General features: G+C 67.0%; 16 protein-coding genes. 4 read left to right on the top strand and 12 right to left on the bottom strand.

The genetic code is table 11. From position 1 onward, the window contains the following. Positions 1-11 precede the first annotated feature (11 nt). The 5 genes from LIN44_RS21730 to LIN44_RS21750 all read right to left on the bottom strand — a co-directional run bounded on the left by LIN44_RS21730 (position 12) and on the right by LIN44_RS21750 (position 5,787). Entirely contained in the window at positions 12-1,241 is a 1,230-nt protein-coding gene (locus LIN44_RS21730; RefSeq protein ID WP_227316294.1) for an RtcB family protein, read from the bottom strand. 120 nt (positions 1,242-1,361) lie between these two features. Beyond that, positions 1,362-2,324, bottom strand: a complete 963-nt coding sequence (locus tag LIN44_RS21735; protein ID WP_227316295.1) for a tripartite tricarboxylate transporter substrate binding protein — start codon at positions 2,322-2,324, stop codon at positions 1,362-1,364. 37 nt (positions 2,325-2,361) lie between these two features. Further along, positions 2,362-3,528 (bottom strand): CaiB/BaiF CoA-transferase family protein, encoded by a 1,167-nt coding sequence (locus tag LIN44_RS21740; protein WP_227316296.1) that lies wholly within the window; start codon positions 3,526-3,528, stop codon positions 2,362-2,364. A 1-nt stretch (position 3,529) separates the two neighbouring features. Continuing rightward, on the bottom strand, positions 3,530-4,597 hold the full coding sequence (locus tag LIN44_RS21745; protein WP_227316297.1) for a hypothetical protein: 1,068 nt from the start codon (positions 4,595-4,597) through the stop codon (positions 3,530-3,532). A 14-nt stretch (positions 4,598-4,611) separates the two neighbouring features. Next, entirely contained in the window at positions 4,612-5,787 is a 1,176-nt protein-coding gene (locus LIN44_RS21750) for an acyl-CoA dehydrogenase family protein (protein WP_227316298.1), read from the bottom strand. A gap of 111 nt (positions 5,788-5,898) precedes the next feature. On the opposite strand from LIN44_RS21750, the gene LIN44_RS21755 reads away from it, so the two are divergent. Beyond that, complete coding sequence (locus LIN44_RS21755; protein ID WP_227316299.1) at positions 5,899-6,804, top strand: LysR family transcriptional regulator; 906 nt, start codon at positions 5,899-5,901, stop codon at positions 6,802-6,804. A gap of 63 nt (positions 6,805-6,867) precedes the next feature. On the opposite strand, the gene LIN44_RS21760 is transcribed toward LIN44_RS21755, so the two are convergent. The 5 genes from LIN44_RS21760 to LIN44_RS21780 all read right to left on the bottom strand — a co-directional run bounded on the left by LIN44_RS21760 (position 6,868) and on the right by LIN44_RS21780 (position 12,504). Then, complete coding sequence (locus LIN44_RS21760; RefSeq protein WP_227316300.1) at positions 6,868-7,830, bottom strand: threo-3-hydroxy-L-aspartate ammonia-lyase; 963 nt, start codon at positions 7,828-7,830, stop codon at positions 6,868-6,870. 82 nt (positions 7,831-7,912) lie between these two features. Continuing rightward, positions 7,913-9,547: a methyl-accepting chemotaxis protein gene (locus LIN44_RS21765; protein ID WP_227316301.1), complete on the bottom strand. Its 1,635-nt coding sequence runs from the start codon at positions 9,545-9,547 to the stop codon at positions 7,913-7,915. A 425-nt stretch (positions 9,548-9,972) separates the two neighbouring features. Continuing rightward, positions 9,973-10,731: an enoyl-CoA hydratase/isomerase family protein gene (locus LIN44_RS21770; RefSeq protein WP_227316302.1), complete on the bottom strand. Its 759-nt coding sequence runs from the start codon at positions 10,729-10,731 to the stop codon at positions 9,973-9,975. 20 nt (positions 10,732-10,751) lie between these two features. Beyond that, on the bottom strand, positions 10,752-11,507 hold the full coding sequence (locus LIN44_RS21775) for a glutathione S-transferase family protein (RefSeq protein ID WP_227316303.1): 756 nt from the start codon (positions 11,505-11,507) through the stop codon (positions 10,752-10,754). 16 nt (positions 11,508-11,523) lie between these two features. Beyond that, positions 11,524-12,504 (bottom strand): quinone oxidoreductase, encoded by a 981-nt coding sequence (locus LIN44_RS21780; protein WP_227316304.1) that lies wholly within the window; start codon positions 12,502-12,504, stop codon positions 11,524-11,526. Positions 12,505-12,716: 212 nt separating this feature from the next. Between LIN44_RS21780 and LIN44_RS21785 the strand changes: the two genes are divergently transcribed. Together LIN44_RS21785 and LIN44_RS21790 are read left to right on the top strand one after the other, a co-directional pair. After that, positions 12,717-13,952 carry a CaiB/BaiF CoA-transferase family protein gene (locus LIN44_RS21785; protein WP_227316305.1) on the top strand — a complete coding sequence of 412 codons (1,236 nt, stop codon included), beginning with the start codon at positions 12,717-12,719 and terminating at the stop codon, positions 13,950-13,952. A 47-nt stretch (positions 13,953-13,999) separates the two neighbouring features. After that, positions 14,000-14,977 (top strand): tripartite tricarboxylate transporter substrate binding protein, encoded by a 978-nt coding sequence (locus tag LIN44_RS21790; RefSeq protein WP_227316306.1) that lies wholly within the window; start codon positions 14,000-14,002, stop codon positions 14,975-14,977. A gap of 317 nt (positions 14,978-15,294) precedes the next feature. On the opposite strand, the gene LIN44_RS21795 is transcribed toward LIN44_RS21790, so the two are convergent. Further along, the gene (locus tag LIN44_RS21795) at positions 15,295-15,981 is read right to left on the bottom strand and encodes a GntR family transcriptional regulator (RefSeq protein ID WP_227316307.1); all 687 of its coding nucleotides are present in this window, start codon (positions 15,979-15,981) and stop codon (positions 15,295-15,297) included. Between the two features lie 123 nt (positions 15,982-16,104). Then, positions 16,105-18,237, bottom strand: coding sequence for a catalase (locus LIN44_RS21800; protein ID WP_227316308.1), 2,133 nt, complete (start codon positions 18,235-18,237; stop codon positions 16,105-16,107). A gap of 274 nt (positions 18,238-18,511) precedes the next feature. Between LIN44_RS21800 and LIN44_RS21805 the strand changes: the two genes are divergently transcribed. Beyond that, a complete protein-coding gene (locus tag LIN44_RS21805) occupies positions 18,512-18,724 on the top strand; it encodes a hypothetical protein (RefSeq protein ID WP_227316309.1) in 213 nt (70 codons plus the stop codon). Positions 18,725-18,764: the final 40 nt, after the last annotated feature.

Raw genomic sequence — 18,764 nt, forward strand, 5'->3', positions numbered from 1 at the left:
CCACGCCTGCGCTACCCTTTCACACACACCACCTGCCGCAGCGTATGCACCACCTCCACCAAATCCGCCTGCGCCGCCATCACCGCATCGATGTCCTTGTACGCCATCGGGATCTCGTCGATCACGGCGGCGTCCTTGCGGCATTCCACGCCTTGCGTGGCCTGCTGCTGGTCGGCCACGGTGAAGCGGCGCTTGGCCTCGCTGCGGCTCATGGTGCGGCCCGCGCCGTGGCTGCATGAGCAGAATGACTCCGGATTGCCCTTGCCGCGCACGATGAACGAACGTGCGCCCATCGAGCCCGGGATGATGCCCAGCTCGCCGGCGCGCGCACTGACCGCGCCCTTGCGCGTGACCAGCACGTCGGCGCCGAAGTGGTGTTCCTTCTGCACGTAGTTGTGGTGGCAGTTCACCGCTTCCAGCTGCGCCTGGAACGGCTTGCGCAGCACCCGCTGCGCCGCGGCGAGCACGGCCTCCATCATCAGCTCGCGGTTGCGGCGGGCATAGGCCTGCGCCCATGACACCGCGTAGATGTAGTCCTCGTAGTGCGTGGAGCCTTCCACCAGGTAAGCCAGGTCCCGGTCCGGCAGGTTGGCCAGGTGCTGGCGCATGTCCTGCTGCGCCAGCGTGATAAAGGTGGTGCCGATGGCATTGCCGATGCCGCGCGAGCCGCTGTGCAGCATGAACCAGACTGACTGCGCCTCGTCCAGGCACACCTCGATGAAGTGGTTGCCGGTGCCCAGCGTGCCGAGGTGGTTGCGATGGTTGGCGCGCGCCAGGTGCGGGTATTTGTCGGTGATGCGGCGAAAGCCCGGCGCCATTTCGGCCCAGGCGGCGTCGACATGCGCCGGCGCATTGCCCCAGGCACCCTGGTCGCGCCGCCCGCCCTGCGCGCTGCGGCCATGCGGCACGGCGTGCTCGATCGCGCTGCGCAACTGGCCCAGGTTGTCGGGCAGGTCGGCGGCGGTCAGCGAGGTCTTCACCGCCATCATGCCGCAGCCGATATCTACGCCCACTGCCGCGGGAATGACGGCGCCGACCGTCGGAATCACCGAGCCGATGGTCGACCCCTTGCCCAAATGTACGTCCGGCATCACCGCGAGATGGCGGAAGATAAACGGCATCCGGGCCGTGTTCACCAGCTGCTCGCGCGCGGCGCTCTCCACCGGCACGCCGCGGGTCCACAGCTTGACCGGCTTGCCGGCGCCGGTGTCGAGTACGTCGTATTGCGTGTTGGCTGCCATGTTTGCCAGGGCTCCTGTGGTAATGCCTGGAGCTTAGAGACCATGGCCCGGCAAGGATTCCCTGGCGCGAACTCGCCAGGACCCATCATCCAAAGGCACAGTGCCGCGCCTTGCACATCCTCACTCCGGCTTGATCTTTGCCTCCTTCATTCGGGTCGCCCAGCTTTGAAGCTGAGCGCGCACAAATTGTTGCTGGGCCTCGACCCCATTCGGTGCGACCTCCATCCCCATGCCCATGAAGCGCTCGCGAACTTCAGGCCTGGCCAGTGCCTTGTTGACCGACGCATTCAGGCGTTGCACGATTTCCGGTGGAATTCCTGCCGGACCGGCAAGCCCGACCCAGAAAACCAGGTCGTAGGACTTGAAGCCCGCTTCCGCAAACGTGGGGACGTTCTTCCACTCGGGCAGGCGATGTTCCGTGCTGACCGCAAGCGCACGGATCTTTCCGCCCTTCATGAGCGCCGTTGCCACCGACAGGTCGCCGACGACATAGTCGATTTGTCCGCCAGCGAGGTCGGTCAGCGCCGGAGGCTGGCTCTTGTAGGAGACGCCAACGGCCTGAAACCCCGCAATCCGGTTGAACGCTTCCGCCGCAACCTGGCCACCGGGCGAGCCATAGCCAAAATTCAGCTTGCCGCTCTTGCCGCGCTCCACAAGCTGCGCCACCGTCTTGATTTCGCTGTCATGCCGAACCAGCAGCAATGCCGGCATGGTCGTAAGGCGGGCAATGTGGGTGAAGTCTTGCGTCGCATCGTACGGAAGATTCTTGACGAGCCCGGGATTGATCGAATTGATGGAGCTGCTCGAGATGGTCAGGGTATAGCCATCCTTCGGTGACTTGAGCGCGTATTCGGTACCGATGACGCCCTGGGCCCCGGGGCGGTTCTCAACGACTACCGTTGTCCCCAGGTCTTTGCGGAGCTCTTCCGCAAGGATGCGGGCGCTGGTGTCGGTGGCGCTGCCTGCCGAGAACGCCGCGACGATCTTGATGGTCTTGTTGCCCGGGTACGCGTCCGCCGCGAAGACCGCTGCATTGGCCAACAGTGCGGTACCAAAGAACACAGCTTGAACGATGCGCTTCATTTCTGTCTCCTGTCATTTTTCTCTGCTTGCTGACGAATCACTTCATCCAGACGGCGGTCGCTTCGTTGCCTGCTTCCTTCAAGCTGCCCAACGCCGGCGCACCGCTACGAATCGACGCCGGCGTCCCCCTCAGCTTGATCGGAACACCGGGACCGACGTAGTCGCCTTGCCTGACCACCATCTGCCGGTGCAGGGTGTGAGGTGCCCCGGCAACATCTGCAATGCTGAGGATTGGCGCGGCCGGCACGTTCCGGGCCAGCAACGCCTTGCCAAAGGATTCGCCGTCCACAGCGGCGAAGGCCCTGGACAACGCGGCGGTCAGCGCTTCGCGATTGACCACTCTCCGGCGATTGGTGGCAAAGCGCTCGTCCTCTGCCAGGTGCCGGGCGCCCAATGCCTGGCACAGCTTCCCGAACAGGCGGTCATTGGCTGCCGCGACGAACAACGGACACGTCGCGGTCTGAAAAATGTCGTACGGAACGATATTGGGATGGCTGTTTCCCGTTGGCTTCGGGGTCACCCCGGAGGCCAGGAAGTTGGTCAGGAACGGATGGGCGACCGACACTGCGGAGTCGTACAAGCTCACATCGGCAAGCTGACCGCGGCCGGTCTGGTTGCGCGCATTCAAGGCCAGCAATACAGCCATTGCGGCGTTCATGCCCGTCGTCAGGTCCACCACCGGCACGCCCAGGCGAACAGGTTGGGCCTCCGCCTCGCCGTTGATACTGATCAGGCCCGCCATGGCTTGCACTGCCGCATCGTAGCCGGGTAGTTGCCCCAGCGGACCATCGTCGCCAAATCCGGTGACGCGGCAGTGTATGAGCCGGGGGAAACGTTCCGTAATGCTGGACGGATTGTCGATGCCCCATGTCTTCAGCGTGCTCGCCTTGAAGTTTTCGATGAGGACGTCGGCCGTCTCCAGCAGCTGCCAGAAGGTGGCCCTGTCGGCCTCGACGTTCATGTCGAGGATCATGCTGCGCTTGTTCCGGTTGACGGCGCGGAAGTAGGCGGATGCGCCGTCTACGAAAGGCGGGCCGAAGCCCCGGCACTCATCGCCCTCGGGCGCCTCGATCTTGATCACGTCCGCGCCATGGTCGCCAAGAATCTGCCCGCAGAGCGGGCCGGCCAGCACCCGCGATGCATCAACGACACGCAGTCCGGAGAGCGCCCCCTGAGCGAATTCAGCTTTGCTTGCATCGGCCATTTCAGTCCCCTTCGATCGCCCACTCAAAGGCATAGCCCTCCTTGCCCTTGTGCCAGGTGGTTTTCAGGGACAGGCGGTGGTTGTGCGCCGCGAGGGCCCCTTCGAACAGGCCACACCATGCGTCGGCCACGCACGGATGTGCATCGGACACCGGATCCATCAGCGTCCAGCCGCGCTGATAGACCTGGCTACCGAAGCCGCCGATCTCGCACGCATCATCCTGGGCGCGAGCCAGTCTCTCCATAAACGTGGCGAAGCTGGCGGCAGACTGGTCGACAGGCGTGCGGAGCTGCGCAGCGGTCTCGTGATAGAACTGCATGCCGATCATCCTTGCCGTCAGGCGCAGCAGCCGCTCCGCTTCATGCGGACCCCAGAGGTTTGCCGCGACAGGAAGCGCGGTGCGCACGTACTCCATCGCGTAGTTGCGCCTTGCCTTGTCGAGCCGCGCTTGCGGCCATGTATCGGTAGGCAGCGTCGGTGCCGCGGCAGCATCGAAATCCGGAGCGTCTTCATTGCGTGCGAAGCGCAGCCGTTCATGGGGCGCGAGGTCATGGTCGTACTCGTAGTAGTAGCCCTCGAGACCGGATTGGCCGTCTGCCGCCTGCTTGGTGCAGACAAAGCCCAAGCGCGGATTGCCAAGGGTCACGCCATTCTGGGCATGCCAGCCCGCGAGCATCGCCCGCGAGACTTCGGAAGGGATGCCACACAGCGCCGTGCCAGACCAGATCCAGCGCGGGGCGTTGTAGCGGATCCAGGCCTTCCTGTCGCTCTCATGCATGTACTGCACGGCCACGCCGCCGATATGGTTGGAGAGGTAGTGATACTGGGCCGCTGCCACCGCCGCCGGAAGTCCGTCGATGCCGAGCTTGCGCAGTCCGGCCAGGAAACGTTCGCGGCGCTGGCGGCAGAAGATCTCATACACCAGCTCGGCTGCCGCCGGCGTGCCCTTGCGGGTCACGGTCGACAGGACAATACCGGTGAAGAAAGCGTGGTACAGCCCGGCGACGGCCCGCCAGCCTGCCTGCGGCTGGCATTGGTCCAGACCTGGGTTCGGCATGTCGCCGCGCATGGGTTTCGCCTGTGTCATTTGGCAGCCTCGATATCTGCGAGCGCACCCTTCTTGACTGCGCGTGCAAGCACGATGCGCTGGATTTCGGACGTGCCCTCGTAGATCTCGACGATGCGCTGGTCGCGATAGCAGCGTTCCACGACATTCGGCTTCACGTAGCCCCGGCCGCCAAGAATCTGAACCGCATCGTCCACGACGTCGTGGGACACTTCGCTGGCATAGAGCTTGGCCATCGCCGCGAGCGTTCCGATGTCCTTGCCCTCGTCATAGCCGCGCGCGGCTTCATACGTGAACATGCGCGCCGCTGACAGGTTCATGGCCGCATCGGCCAGCTTGAAGCCGACGCCTTGATGGTCAATCAGGGTGTGGCCAAAGGTCTTGCGGATCACCGCGTAGCGCCGCGCCGAGTCGTACGCACACAGGGCGATGCCATTGGCCTGGGCCGCCACGACCACCCGCCCGACGCTGAGCGTTGCCAGCGCCAGCTTGAGGCCATCGCCTTCGGCTCCGACCAGGTTGTCCGCCGGCACCCAGACGTCGAGCCTCAGGTTGGTCGTCGTCGTGCCACGGATACCCATCTTGTCTTCATAGAAATCGACGACAAGACCCGCGGTATCCCGCGGCACCACGAACGCAGAAATCGCATGGCGCGCCGCCACGCCGCCCGTGCGCGCAAAAACAATGAAATGCTCCGAGTGCCCGCCGTTGCCCAGCCAGCACTTCTCGCCACGAATACGCCAGCCACCGCCTTCGCGCACGGCCGTCGCCTGGATGGCTGACGGGTCGGAACCCGCTTCGCGTTCGCTGAGGGCAAAATTCACCGCATCACCGCGCCGGGCCAGGCCCCCGAGCAGCGTCTGCTTCTGGGCTTCGCTGCCTGCCAGCAGAATCGGAAACGCGCCCAGCGCCAGCGCCGCCAGAATCGCTGACGTCGACGCACAAGCTTGTGCCACGGCTTCGACCACGGCGACCACGGCAGTCAGCGACGCACCTTCGCCGCCGTATGCCTTCGGCACGAACATGCCCGAAATCTTCGCGTCCAGCAGCTTGGAGAGATGCTCCACGGGATAGCGCTGCTCGCGGTCGATTTCTTCGGCCAACGGCGCAAACGCTTGCGCCGCCAACGCTTGCGCCTGCTGTTGCCACCTCGATTCGGACTCGCCCAGTTGCGGGTGCCATAGCTCGTTCATTGGTTTCCTCCAGTGATGCCGCTCGGTGTTCGGTTGCGTCATTTGATCTGGAAACTTTGATACGTTCCAGCTAGCATGCAGTAATCTTTGTTCTGTATTCGTGATTAAACAATGCTCGACGTTCGTCAGCTGCAGTGCTTCCTCGCGGTGGCAGAGGAACTTCACTTTGCGAAGGCCGCGGATCGCCTGGGCATAGCGCAGTCAGGGCTGAGCACCCAGGTTCAGCGGTTGGAGAAGGACCTGGGCGTCACGCTGCTGAATCGCAACAAGCGCAAGCCGGTCTCGCTCACTGATGCCGGCCGGCTGTTCTACTCGGAAGCGGAAGCGGCATTGCGCCACATAGAACGCGCCGACCAGGTCGGCCGGCTGGCTGCCAGAGGATTGGCAGGGGTCATCCGCATTGGCTACGTCGCCTCCGGCGTCAGCACCGGTCTCTTGTCCAGGATGTTGGGCGACTTCCGCAAGCACCATGAACTGGTTCGCGTCGAAGTCGTACCGATGGAGACGCCACGCCAGCTCGAAGCGCTGAACGATGGCCGGATCGACGTGGGTATCGTCCGGCCACGCAGACTCTGTCCGGCAGGCATCGTGACGAAGATTGTGCGAACAGAGCGGTTGCTGACTGCGATGGCAAGCGACCACCCGCTGGCCAGGCGCGGACCAGTTGCGGCCCGGGAGCTTGCCGATCAGCCGTTCATCATTCCGCAGTTTGCCGACGAGGAAGGGTTCGGCTTCGCATTGACTGCGCTGGGAAAGGCGGGAGGATTTACGCCACGCCTGGAGTATCGCGTCCAGGATTTCATTTCGGCCGCCAGCCTCGCCTCAGCGGGGTACGGGGTCGCGATCGTGCCAGAGTCCATGCAGAACTTCTCGCAGCCGGGCGTCTTCTACAAGCCGGTTGCGGATTTCCGCCTGGCAGTCCATCTCGCGCTGGCCTATCGCCGGCGCGAGATGTCACCCGCGGTAAGGGCCTTCGTGAAGCAAGGTGTTGACGCGAGCACAGAGGCGAAGGCCTGAGCGCGGGTCAGCGCGTCCGCAGTCCCGAAGCCGACCGTCTCGTGTCAGGGCTCTGCGGCCGCCCTACCCGACAAAGCCGGCAAACGCCCTCAGATCCACATTCCCGCCCGACACGATGATGCCCACGCGCTTGCCCTTCACATCGAGCTTGCCATGCAGCACCGCGGCCGCGGCGAGGCAACCCGTGGGTTCGGCGACGATCTTCATGCGGCCGGCGAAGAACTTCATGGTCTCGACCAGTTCGGCGTCGGACACGGTGGCGATGTCCGTCACCAGTTCGCGGATCACGGCAAAGGTGTGGTTGCCCAGGTATGGCGTCTGCGCGCCGTCAGCAATGGTCCGGGGCGTATCGATGCGGACGATCTCGCCGCTGCGCAGGCTGCGCTGGCCGTCGTTGCCGGCCTCGGGCTCGACGCCATAGACCGCGCAGCCGGGCGACATCGCCTGCGCCGCGACCGCGCAGCCCGACAGCAGTCCGCCGCCGCCCAGGCACACCACCAGCATGTCCAGCGGGCCGGTTTCCTCGAACAACTCCTTGGCCGCGGTGCCCTGCCCGGCCATCACGTGGGGATGGTCGTAGGGCGGGATCAGCGTCATGCCCCGTTCGCTCGCAATGCGCCGGCCCAGCGCCTCGCGGTCGTCGCGGTAGCGGTCGTACAGCACCACCTCGGCGCCATAGCCGCGCGTGGCCTCGATCTTGATGGCGGGGGCGTCCTGCGGCATCACGATCACCGCCTGGACGCCCAGCAGGCGCGCCGACAGCGCGATCGCCTGCGCGTGGTTGCCGGAAGAGAATGCCAGCACCCCGCCCGCCTTCTGCTGCGGCGTGAACTGGGCAATGGCGTTGTAGGCGCCGCGGAACTTGAAGGCGCCGATGCGCTGGAAGTTCTCGCACTTGAAGAACAGCTGCGCCCCGGTGGCGGCGTCGGCGGTGGCGGAGGTCAGCACCGGGGTGCGATGGGCGGCCGCGCGGATGCGCTCGTGCGCGGCGGCGACGTCGTCGAAGGAGATCGGCAGGGCGGTCATGGCGGTGGCAAGGGAGGCGGGACCGGCCAGTTTACCCGCCCCGCCGCCAACCTGCAGCGGCGCGGCCCCCTCGGGCTCGCCGCTAGGCAGCGGCCAGCTTGTGCGCAGCGCGCCGGGGCGCGGCCAGGGTACCGGCGCCCGCCGGCATGGTCCCCGCTTCGCCGGGCAGGCGGAAGAACGCGACCACCTCGCTCAGTTCGCGGCCTTGCTCTTCCAGTGCGCGCGAGGCGTTGGCCGCCTCGCTCACCAGCGACGCGTTCTGCTGCGTGACCTGGTCGATCTGCACGATGGCCTGGTTGACCTGCTCGATGCCGCGGGTCTGCTCGGCCGACGCCGTCGCGATCTCCTCGACGATGCCGGTCACGCGCGCTACCGCCTGCGTCACCTCGGCCATGGTCTGGCCCGCCTCGCTGGCCAGCGACGAACCATCCTGCACCTGCCGGCCCGAGGCCTCGATCAGTTCCTTGATCTCCTTGGCCGCGCTCGACGAGCGCTGGGCCAGCCCGCGCACCTCGCTCGCCACCACGGCAAAGCCGCGTCCCTGCTCGCCGGCGCGCGCCGCTTCCACCGCCGCGTTCAGCGCCAGGATATTGGTCTGGAAGGCAATGCCCTCGATGATGCCGGTGATCTCGGCAATCTTGCTCGAGCTGGCGCTGATATCCTGCATCGTGCCGACCACGCGCTGCACCGTGGTGCTGCCGCGCTGCGCCACATCGGCGGCGCTGCGCGCGAGTTCGCTGGCCTGGCGCGCATTCTCGGTGTTCTGGCGCACGGTCTCGGTCAGCTCTTCCATGCTCGCCGCGGTTTCTTCCAGCGAGGCGGCCTGCTCTTCGGTGCGGCTGCTCAGGTCAGCATTGCCGCGCGCGATCTCGCTGGTGCTGATGGCGATATTGCCGCTGCCGGCGCGCACCCGGGTAACGGTGGCGGTCAGGCGCTCGTTCATGTCGCGCAGCGCCGCCAGCAGGCGGCCGGTCTCGTCATGGCGGTCCACCTCGATACGCGCGCCCAGATCGCCGCCGGCCACGGTGCCGGCCACCTCCACGGCACGCTGGATCGGGCGCGTGATGGCACGCGTGATCAGCACGCCGCCGGCGAGCGCAATGGCGGCAGATACCAGCGAAATCAGGATCAGCAGATTACGCTGGCGCTCGTAGTCCGTCTCGAGCTTGCGCTCCATCTCCTTTTGGCGTTGCCTGGTGAACTCGGCGTAGGCATCGGTCGACTTGATCAGCGCCGCCAGCAACGGACGGCATTGCTTGTCGATCCGGCCGATGGCTTCCTCGATCTTGCGCTCGACCGCCAGCCCGACAATGCCGGTGGCAACCGGACCATACTGCGCCTCGACCTTGGCGAGGTCCTCGACCAGCTTGCGCGCCTCGTCGCTGACGCCAGGCTGGCGCACCATCTCGTTGAGCCGCGCGAGCCGGGTCTGCACGTCTTCGTGCGCGCGCAGCGCGTCGGCCTTCTCGCGCTCCAGTTCCGCCGCATCCGTCACCAGCACCAGGTTGCGCGCCGCGATGGCGCGCCGGTCCACCGCGCTGCGCACCTGCGCGGCCATGTCGGCACGCGCATTCAAGCCGTTCAGATAATCGTTGAAGCCGGCGCTCGCATCGCCGAGCGCATGCAGCGAATACGCCGACACCACCAGCACCATGCCCGCCAGCGTGCCGAACCCGGCCAGCAGCCGCGTGCGGATAGACAGACTCCTGAAATTCATGATCACTCCCCTTACCGTTCAAGAAGACGTATGCGCTTCCGTTGTTATGGTTCTAACCCTGTTGCATGCCCGACTGCGGCATGCCACTGCGCGCCCGTTCCTGCCGGTCGACACGGTATGCGGCATTGCCAGGGCGCATGGCCCTGGCTGGCATCCGTGCTCTTTGTTGCGGGGGCTAACGGTAGGGATGTGGGGAACTGTTCCCTACTGGAGTGGGGGGATGGGAGAAAGACGGCATCTGTGCCGCGCCGTCGGTGCGCGGCGATGCACCTGCGGATGATCAGATCGATCCGTCGCGCGGATACCCCGCTGCCGGATCCATGCGCTCCACTTGTTCGGTTCCTGCGCCAGGTGCTCGCGCAAACCGTGGCCAGGGTGATGCAGCAGCGGCGCCAGTCCCCGCCGCCGCATCACGCCTGACCGTCTCAGGTCCCGGTAAACCGCGGCTGGCGCTTTTCCTGCCAGGCCAGCGCGCCTTCGCGGATATCCTGCGAGCCGTTGGCCGCGCCGATGTCGGCGGCCAGCGCCGCGGCATCCAGCCGGCCGTGGCTGATCGCGTTCAGGTGCCGCTTCATGCCTTGCACTGCCAAGGGCGCGAGCCCGGCCACGGTGTCACTGAGTTGCTCCGCGCGCTCGCGCAGGCGTTCGGCGGGCAGCAATTCGGTCAGGAAACCACAGCGGAACATCTCGTCGGCATCGATGCGCTCGGCGGTCAGGAACAGGCGCTTGGCGTGGTTCAGCCCCAGCCGGCTGACATAGCGTTCCATGCCGCGCTGGTAGAAATGCAGGCCCAGCCGCGCCGCGGGCATGAACATGTCGACCGCCGCGGTGCCGAGCCGGAAGTCGCACGCCAGCGCGAGGTCGGTGCCGCCACCGTAGACGCCGCCGTGGATCTCGGCAATGGTGACGGCGCGGCAGTCTTCCAGCGCGTTGACCAGGTTTTCAAAACCTGCGCCGCGCTGTCCGGCCGCCAACCGGCCGATGTCGAAACCGCTGCAGAAGTATTTGCCGGTGCTGCGCAGCCGCAGCACCCGCACATCGCTGGCATTGACCGCCTCGACATGGCGCTGCAGCTCGGCGAGGTCGTCCGGCCCAAGCCGGTTGGCCACCTCGGGGCGGCGCAAGGTGATGGTGGCGACATGGCCGGCAAGATCGAGCGAAGGAAGGGAACCATCAGTCTGCATGGGCAATACTCCAGTGGGAATCAATGGGCTTCGGCGGGGGGCGCGCCACGCCGTGCGAGGGCGATGTCGAAACGTTCCAGCCGCGCCTGCGCGAACGCGGGCCGGTCCTGGGCGCGCTGCCACCAGCCGGCCACCGCGGGGGCCGACGACAGCGCGGCGGGCGCCAGCTCGGCAATGCGCGCGACAAAGGGCGTCGCGGCGATATCGGCCAAGGTATAGCGGGCGCCGCAGAGCCAGTTGCCCTGCGCCAGCATGGCTTCCATCTTCGGCACCAGCATCAGCAGCGCGTCGAGCGCGCCGCGTTTTTCCGCGTCCGTGTAGGGCTGGCGCGCAATGCGCAGCCACGCGTCGCGGCGCTCGGCGGTCGGTATGCGGGCCAGCCGCTCGGCCAGCATGGCATCGCTCCAGCGCGCGGCAACCGGCTGCAAGGCGAGGCTCCAGTTCAGCACCAGCAGGTTCGGCAGCGCTTTCTCGTCGGTCCAGCGCACGAAATTGCGCATGACCGCGCGCTGGTAGGGGTCGTCGGGCCGCAATGGCGGCAACGGGCAGATCTCGTCGAGGTATTCGCAAATGGTGCCGCTCTCATAAAGGAAGCGGCCGTCGTCCAGCACCAGCGCCGGCACCACGCCGTTGGGATTCATCGCCAGGAACGCGGGCGTATGCTGCTCCTGCGCGGCCAGGTCGACCGGCACGCTGTCATAGGCGATGCCTTTCTCGGCCAGGCACAGCCGTACCCGGCGCGACGCGCTCGACAACCAGCCATGGAACAGTTTCATGGTGCGCTCGCGGGGCTCAGGGGATCAGCACGGCCGAACCCGTGGTGGCACGGCCCTCCAGGTCGCGGTGCGCGTCGCGCACGGCGGCCAGCGGGTACCGGTGGTTGACTTCCAGCCGCAGCTGCCCTGCCGCGACCGCTGCGAACAGCGTGGCCGCGGCACCGGCCAGCGCCTGCGGGGTGGCAATGTAAGTGCGCAAGGTGGGCCGCGACACGATCAGCGAGCGCGCGTGCAGCAGCTGCAGGTCGAACGCCTCGACGTCGCCCGACGCGGTGCCGTAGTTGATCGCCATGCCGCAGGGGCGCAGGCATTGCAGCGACGGCACGAACACGTCCTTGCCGACGGCATCGTAGACCACGGCCACGCCCTCGCCGCCGGTCAGCGCCAGCACCGCGTCGACGAAGCTGCCCTCCCGGTAGTTGACGACATGGTGGCAGCCATGTGCCAGCGCTACCACCCGCTTGGCTTCGCTGCCCACCGTGCCGATCACGGTCGCGCCCAGCGCGCGCGCCCATTGCGACAGCAGCACGCCCATGCCGCCCGCCGCCGCGTGCACCAGCACCACGTCGCCGGGCTGGACGGCGTAGAGCCGGCGCAGCAGGTATTCGGCGGTCAGGCCGCGCAGCAGCGTGGCGCCGGCCACTTCTTCGGAAATCGTCTCCGGCAACGGCACCAGCCGGCCCGCCGGCACGTTGCGGGTCACCTGGTAGGCACCCGGGTGCATGCAGGCAACACGCTGGCCGGCCATGAATCCCTCGACGCCCGGACCGATGGCGGTGACCGTGCCCGCGCCGACCGAGCCCAGCGTGATGGGAAACGGCGTCGCCGCATGGGGGCCATGCGCGCCTTTGCGCTGATAGATGTCCGCGAAGTTCAGGCCGATCGCGGATTGGCGCAACTGGACTTCGCCCGGCCCGGGCGGCGGCACCGGAACCTGGCAGGCCTCCAGCACGTCGGGCCCGCCGGTGCTGTAAATACAGAAAGATTCTGAGAGCATACAAACCCTAGTAAGGTGGAAGGCGGGGGGTCAGACAGCGCATTTCCGCAGCGGCTGGGGGAAAAGTCGCTTCATTATGCCGAGCCCGCGAAGCAAGGACCTCGGCAGCGTACGCCGTTTCAGCGCACAGCGCATCGTGGAAAGTCCGTATACGTATTTTTATACTATCTATTTGTATACTGAAAGCCGACATACATCGCCAAGGACTTGCCATGACATCTTTGCCGCCCGCCCCCCAAGCCGGCGGGTCTGCCGCACCGGGCGCAGACCTGCCGCTGTCGGGCATCACCGTGCTGGACCTGTCGATCGCGCGCGCCGGCCCCGCCGCCGTGCGCCTGCTGTCCGATTGGGGGGCCGACGTAATCCGCGTGGAGCCGCCGCCGCCGCAGGATCGCGGCTCGGTGACCGGGCGGCGGCGCGGTTCGGACGAGCAGAACCTGCACCGCAACAAGCGCAGCCTGTGCCTGGACCTTAAGACCCCGCAGGGTGCCGAGGTGCTGGCGCGCCTGGTGTCGCGCGCCGACGTGGTGGTCGAGAACTTCCGCTCGGTGGTCAAGGAGCGCCTCGGACTGAGCTACGAGCGGCTGAGCGCCATCAATCCGCGCGTGATCCTGGCCAGCATCTCGGGATTCGGCCAGGACGGGCCGTACTGCGAGCGCCCGGGCCTCGACCAGATCGTGCAGGGCATGTCGGGACTGAGTTCGGTCACCGGCGAGCCTGGCCAGGGGCCGCTGCGCGTGGGCATCGCCATATCCGACACCACCGCCGGCATGTTCCTCGGCCAGGGCATCCTGCTGGCGCTGCTGCACCGCGCGCGTACCGGCCGCGGGCAATGGGTGCATACCTCGCTGATCGAAGGCATGCTCAACAAGCTGGATTTCCAGGCCACCCGCTACACCGTGGACGGCGAAGTGCCGACGCAGCAGGGCAATGCGCACCCGACGCTGGTGCCGATGGGCACCTACCGTTGCCGCGACGGCGTGGTCAATATCGCCGCCAGCACCGACCGCATGTGGGCCAACTTCTGCCGCACCGTCGAGGCCGGCTGGCTGCTGGACGATCCCGCCTTCCAGACCGCCGCCGGCCGCGCCGCAGAGCGCCATCGCCTGGACGCGGCCATCAACCGGTGCACCGCCGCCTTCACCGCCGCCGAACTGACCGCGCGCCTGAATGCGGCCGGCGTGCCCTGCGGTCCGGTGTTCGATATCGGCCAGGCCTTCGAGGACGCGCAGGTGCGCCACCTGCGCATGACCCGGACCGCCGAGCACCCCGTGCTGGGGCCGCTGGCGCTGCTGCGCTCGCCGATCAACCTGTCGGCCGCGCCGCACCCGGAACGATTCGCCCGCGCCGCGCCCGATCCCGGCGAACACACCGACGAGATCCTGCGCGCGCTGGGCTACGACGAAGCCGGCATCGCGGACTTGCGCGCAGCCAGCGTGGCGTCCTGAAACTCGCAAAAAACAACCGCGACAGCGAACACACCAAGGAGACAACCATGACCCATGCTCTCGGGCGCACCGCCATCGGCGCGGCCCTTGCCGCCCTGGCGGCGTTGCCCGCCACGGCCGGTGCGCAGGAATATCCGTCCCGGCCCATCCGCCTGCTGGTGGGCTACACGCCGGCGGGTGCGGCGGACTACGTCGCGCGCGTGTTCGGCGAAGCGCTCTCCAAAGAACTGGGCCAGACCGTGGTGGTGGACAACAAGCCCGGCGCGGGCAGCACGCTGGCCTCCGCCGCGCTGGCACAGGCCGCCCCGGACGGCTACACGCTGGGACTGGCCACGGCGACGCTGTACGGCATCGACCAGCAGTTGTACAAGGCCCGCTACAAGGCGACGGACTTCACCCCGGTGACGCGGCTGACGGTGTCGCCGCTGATCCTGGCCGTCAACAAGAACCTGAACGTCAGCGACGTCAAGACGCTGGTGGCCAAGGCGCGGGCGCAGCAAGGCAAGTTCAACTACTCGTCGTCCGGCATCGGCGGCTCGCCGCACATCGCCGCACTGCAGTTCGAAAAGGCCACCGGGGCAAAAATGACCCACGTCCCCTACAAGGGCGGCGCCCCGGCACTGCAGGCGGTGGCCGCGGGCGAGGTGGAACTGTCGTTCGGCACGGCCTCGTCGGTGCTGCCGCTGGGCACGCAAGGCGTGGTGAAGATGATTGGCGTGACCACGCCCAAGCCTTCGGCGGTCGCGCCTGGCCTGCCCGCGCTGGCAGAGATGGGCCTGCCGGGCTTCGACTTTACCTTCTGGTTCGGCTTGTACGGGCCGGCCGGACTCCCCGACGGCATCCGCGACAAGCTCTTCGCCGCCGCGACCAAGGTGATGGCCGACCCGCAACTGCGCGCGAAGCTGGCCTCCAGCGGCAGTGAGGTCGCCACCTCGGCGTCGCCCGCGGCGTTTGCGCAGTGGGCCGCCGCAGACGGCAAATCGGCCGTGATGCGGATCGAGCAGGCGGGGGTCAGGGTGGAATAAGGCAGGACCGAGGTTGGTTTGTTGGTCGTGCTTGGCAGGCGTGGCTGTTTCGATCGGCTGCGCTGCGCGCGCTCCCAATCTCAGGTCTTGGGCTCGGGCACGGAGTGCGTCGCTGCGCTCGCACACGCTGTCGCGGGCGAGCCCAAAGGCATTTCCCTCCCCCCTTGTTTGCTCCCCTCTCCCGCTTGCGGGAGAGGGGCGGGGGTGAGGGCCGGCGCAACCACGAAGTCAACCGCATCAATCCGCGCGCACCTGCATCGCCCCCCCGACTTCAGCGATGACCCTGGAATAACCCCGCCCGGTCGCCGCCGCGCCGCCTAGCGCCGGCCGCGCCGGCCGCCGGCCTCGTCGTCGGGCATGGCGGCGATCATGTCCGCATAGACATCGCCGCCGGTGGCGATATGCCGGACCATGGCGGCCGCGGCATCGTCTTCGTTGCCGCGCACGATCGCGTCCATCACCGCCTCATGCTCGGCCAGCGACGCCAGGATGCGGGCCGGCTTCTCGAAGCGCAGGTCGCGCATGCCGCGCATGCGCGCGCGCATGGTGCGGATCTGCCGCGACAGGATGTCATTGCAGCAGGCCGCGTAGATGACCTCATGGAAGGCGTCGTTGGCTTCGCGGTAGCGCTCGGAATCGGCGCGTTGCGCGGCCGCGCGGCACGCCTCGAACGCCTGCTGCAGCGCCGTGCGCTGTGCCGCGGAGATGCGCCGCGCCGCCAGCCGGGCCGCCAGCGCCTCGAGCTGGACCAGGATCTCGTTCATGGCGACGTATTCGCGCAGCGTGATCGATGAAACGATCGCGCCCTGGCGCGGCACCAGGTCGACCAGGCCGGCCGACTCCAGCTGGATCAGCGCCTCGCGCACCGGCGTGCGCGACACGCCGAAACGCGCCAGCAACTGCTGTTCTTCCAGTTGCGTGCCGCTGGGAAGTTTTCCGGAAAGAATCTCCTGCTCGATCGCGGCGCGGATGGTTTCGGACAGGCTCTTCTTTTCTTCGGACATGGACTGCGGCACGCGGGGAACAGGGATGGGGGATTCTAACCTGCCCTGCGTATTCACAGGCTTGCGTTGTGTGCACAGGGCCGGTGCCTCCGCGTGGTCACCGGCCCCTTTTTCCCCTATCCCCTAGGCCAGCATCCGCACCTGCGGCTCGCGATCCCATTGCCGGGTCTTGGCGGCGGCGATGAACCGCGCGGGGTCGCTGGCCGGCACGATGCCGTTGTCCGGCTTCAGGTTGGCGTGCATGAGCAGTACCTCGCCGCCGGCATCGAACGCAATCGCCTTCAGGTGCGCATAGGCAAAGCAGACAAAGTCCAGCGCCGCGCTCTCCTGCGTCAGCATGGCGGCACCGTCGGCCGACAGCACCACGGCCACGGCATCGAACATCACCGACGGCGTCCCGGCCAACTGTCCGTCGGCCGGCAGCTTGGCGCCGTCGGCCAGCACCGCGCCGCCCACCTTGGGCGCGACGATCTTCACCGTGGCGCCGGCGGCCATGGCCGCCTGCCGGATCGCCTCGATCGTGGCGCCATCCGAGCCGTCGGCGACCAGGATGCCGATCTCGCGCCCCTGCAGCGTGTCTTTCATCTTGCCGATGATCTGCAGCGCCGGCGACGGCGGCAGGTCCTGCACCGGCGCGGCGGTGGGCAGCGGCTCGGGCACCTGGTCCAGCGCCAGGCCATCGGCCACGCGGCGGCCCAGGTCGGGGTCGATATTGAGCAGGTGGGCCACCATGCGCTCGCGCACATGGACGTGCTCGACCTTCGACAGCTCGAATACCAGCGCCGAGGCGATATGCGCCTGCTCGGCGCGGGTCTGGCTGCGGAAGAACAGGCGCGCCTGGCTGTAGTGGTCGGAGAAGGTCTCGGGGCGGATGCGGCCCTTGTCGCCCTGCTCGGGCACCTGCGCGTGGCGGAAGCCCAGGTCCGGCGCCTCGCGCGGGGAATCGTCGGACAGTGAGTTGGGCTCATAGGCGACGCGTCCCTTGGGCCGCTGCATCTGCATATGGCCGTCGCGCTGGTGGTTGGCAAACGGGCACTTGGGCGCGTTCACCGGAATCTGGTTGAAGTTGGGGCCGCCGAGGCGCAGCAGTTGCGTGTCGAGGTAAGAGAACAGCCGGCCCAGCAGCAAGGGATCGTTGGAGAAATCGATGCCGCGCACGATATTGGCGGGGCAGAACGCCACCTGCTCGGTCTCGGCAAAGAAGTTGTCGGGCCAGCGGTCCAGCACCATGCGGCCGATGATCTTCAGCGGCACGGTCTCTTCCGGGATGATCTTGGTGGCATCGAGATGGTCGAAGGGAAACTTCGCGGCATCGGCTTCGGTGAACAGCTGCACGCCCAGCTCCCATTCCGGGAAGTTGCCGGACTGGATTGCATTGAACATGTCGCGGCGATGGAAATCCGGATCCGCGCCGGCGATCTTGACAGCCTCGTCCCACACCGTGGACTGCAGCCCCAGCTTCGGGCGCCAGTGGAACTTGACGAAGGTGGACCGGCCCTGGTCGTCGAGCAGGCGGAAGCTGTGCACGCCGAAGCCTTCGATCATGCGCAGCGAGCGCGGGATGGTGCGGTCCGACATGATCCACATGATCATGTGCATCGACTCCGGCGTGAGCGAGATGAAGTCCCAGAAGGTGTCGTGCGCGGTGGCCGCCTGCGGGAACGCGCGGTCGGGTTCCATCTTGACCGCGTGGACCACGTCGGGGAACTTGATCGCGTCCTGGATGAAGAACACCGGGATGTTGTTGCCGACCAGGTCCCAGTTGCCTTCCTTGGTATAGAACTTGACCGCGAAGCCGCGCACGTCGCGCGGCGTGTCGATCGAACCCGCGCCGCCGGCCACGGTGGAAAAGCGCGCAAACACCGGTGTCTTGACGCCGACCTCGGTCAGGATGCTGGCGGTGGTGAATTGCGCCAGCGAATCGGTCAGCTCGAAATAGCCGTGCGCCGCGGTGCCGCGTGCATGGACGATCCGCTCGGGGATGCGCTCATGGTCGAAGTGTGTAATTTTTTCACGCAGGATGAAATCTTCCAGCAAGGTCGGGCCGCGCGGATTGGCCTTGAGCGAGTTCTGGTTGTCCGGGATGGGCGCGCCCTGGTTGGTGGTCAACGGGGGGTGCGTGCCGCCGGCAAGCTGGTGCAGCTCTCCGCCCGCGCCGCGCTGGGCATCGCCATAAGCGGCCGGAGCGCCCTGGGCAGTGGTGGCGGATGTGTTGTTTGACGTGGGCTTGACCTTGGCGTCAGGCGTGTCGGGCATAGCGGTCTCCTGGGTCGGGTTGAACGGTTGAACGGCTGCAACCCGGCAGTGCCTGCAATTGCCACGCCCACGGGCTGACACTTTTGGTTACAAAGGCAAAGTGCCGAAAGTGCGCGCTGTCAAACATCTGACACTTGATCCATCAACAATCGCCCGCTGTCGCGACAAGCCATGGCCCTCCGCGCAACCACCGGCCGGATCCGCCTGTCGGCGCAAGGGTGCATGGGCGCGGCCACCGTTCTCTCCCTCAACCAAAAGAAAAGGCCCTGCACCCATGAGGCCCACCTTGCTGTCGCATTCCGCCCGGCCGTGGCTGGCCGCCGGCACCCTCACCCTGGCATTGATGCTTGCCGCCTGCGGCGGCGACGACTCGCCCGGCGCCGGCACCCTGCAGCCCAGCGCCGCCAACGGCAACGCGCCGGACGCAGCCGGCAAGCCCGGCCACACCGGCAAGCCCGGCCACTGCGCCACGCGCTGCGCCCCGTAATGCGGGCCGCTTTCCGATCCAGCGACAGAACCACCCAATC

The organism is Cupriavidus sp. MP-37 (assembly GCF_020618415.1).
Classification (GTDB): domain Bacteria; phylum Pseudomonadota; class Gammaproteobacteria; order Burkholderiales; family Burkholderiaceae; genus Cupriavidus.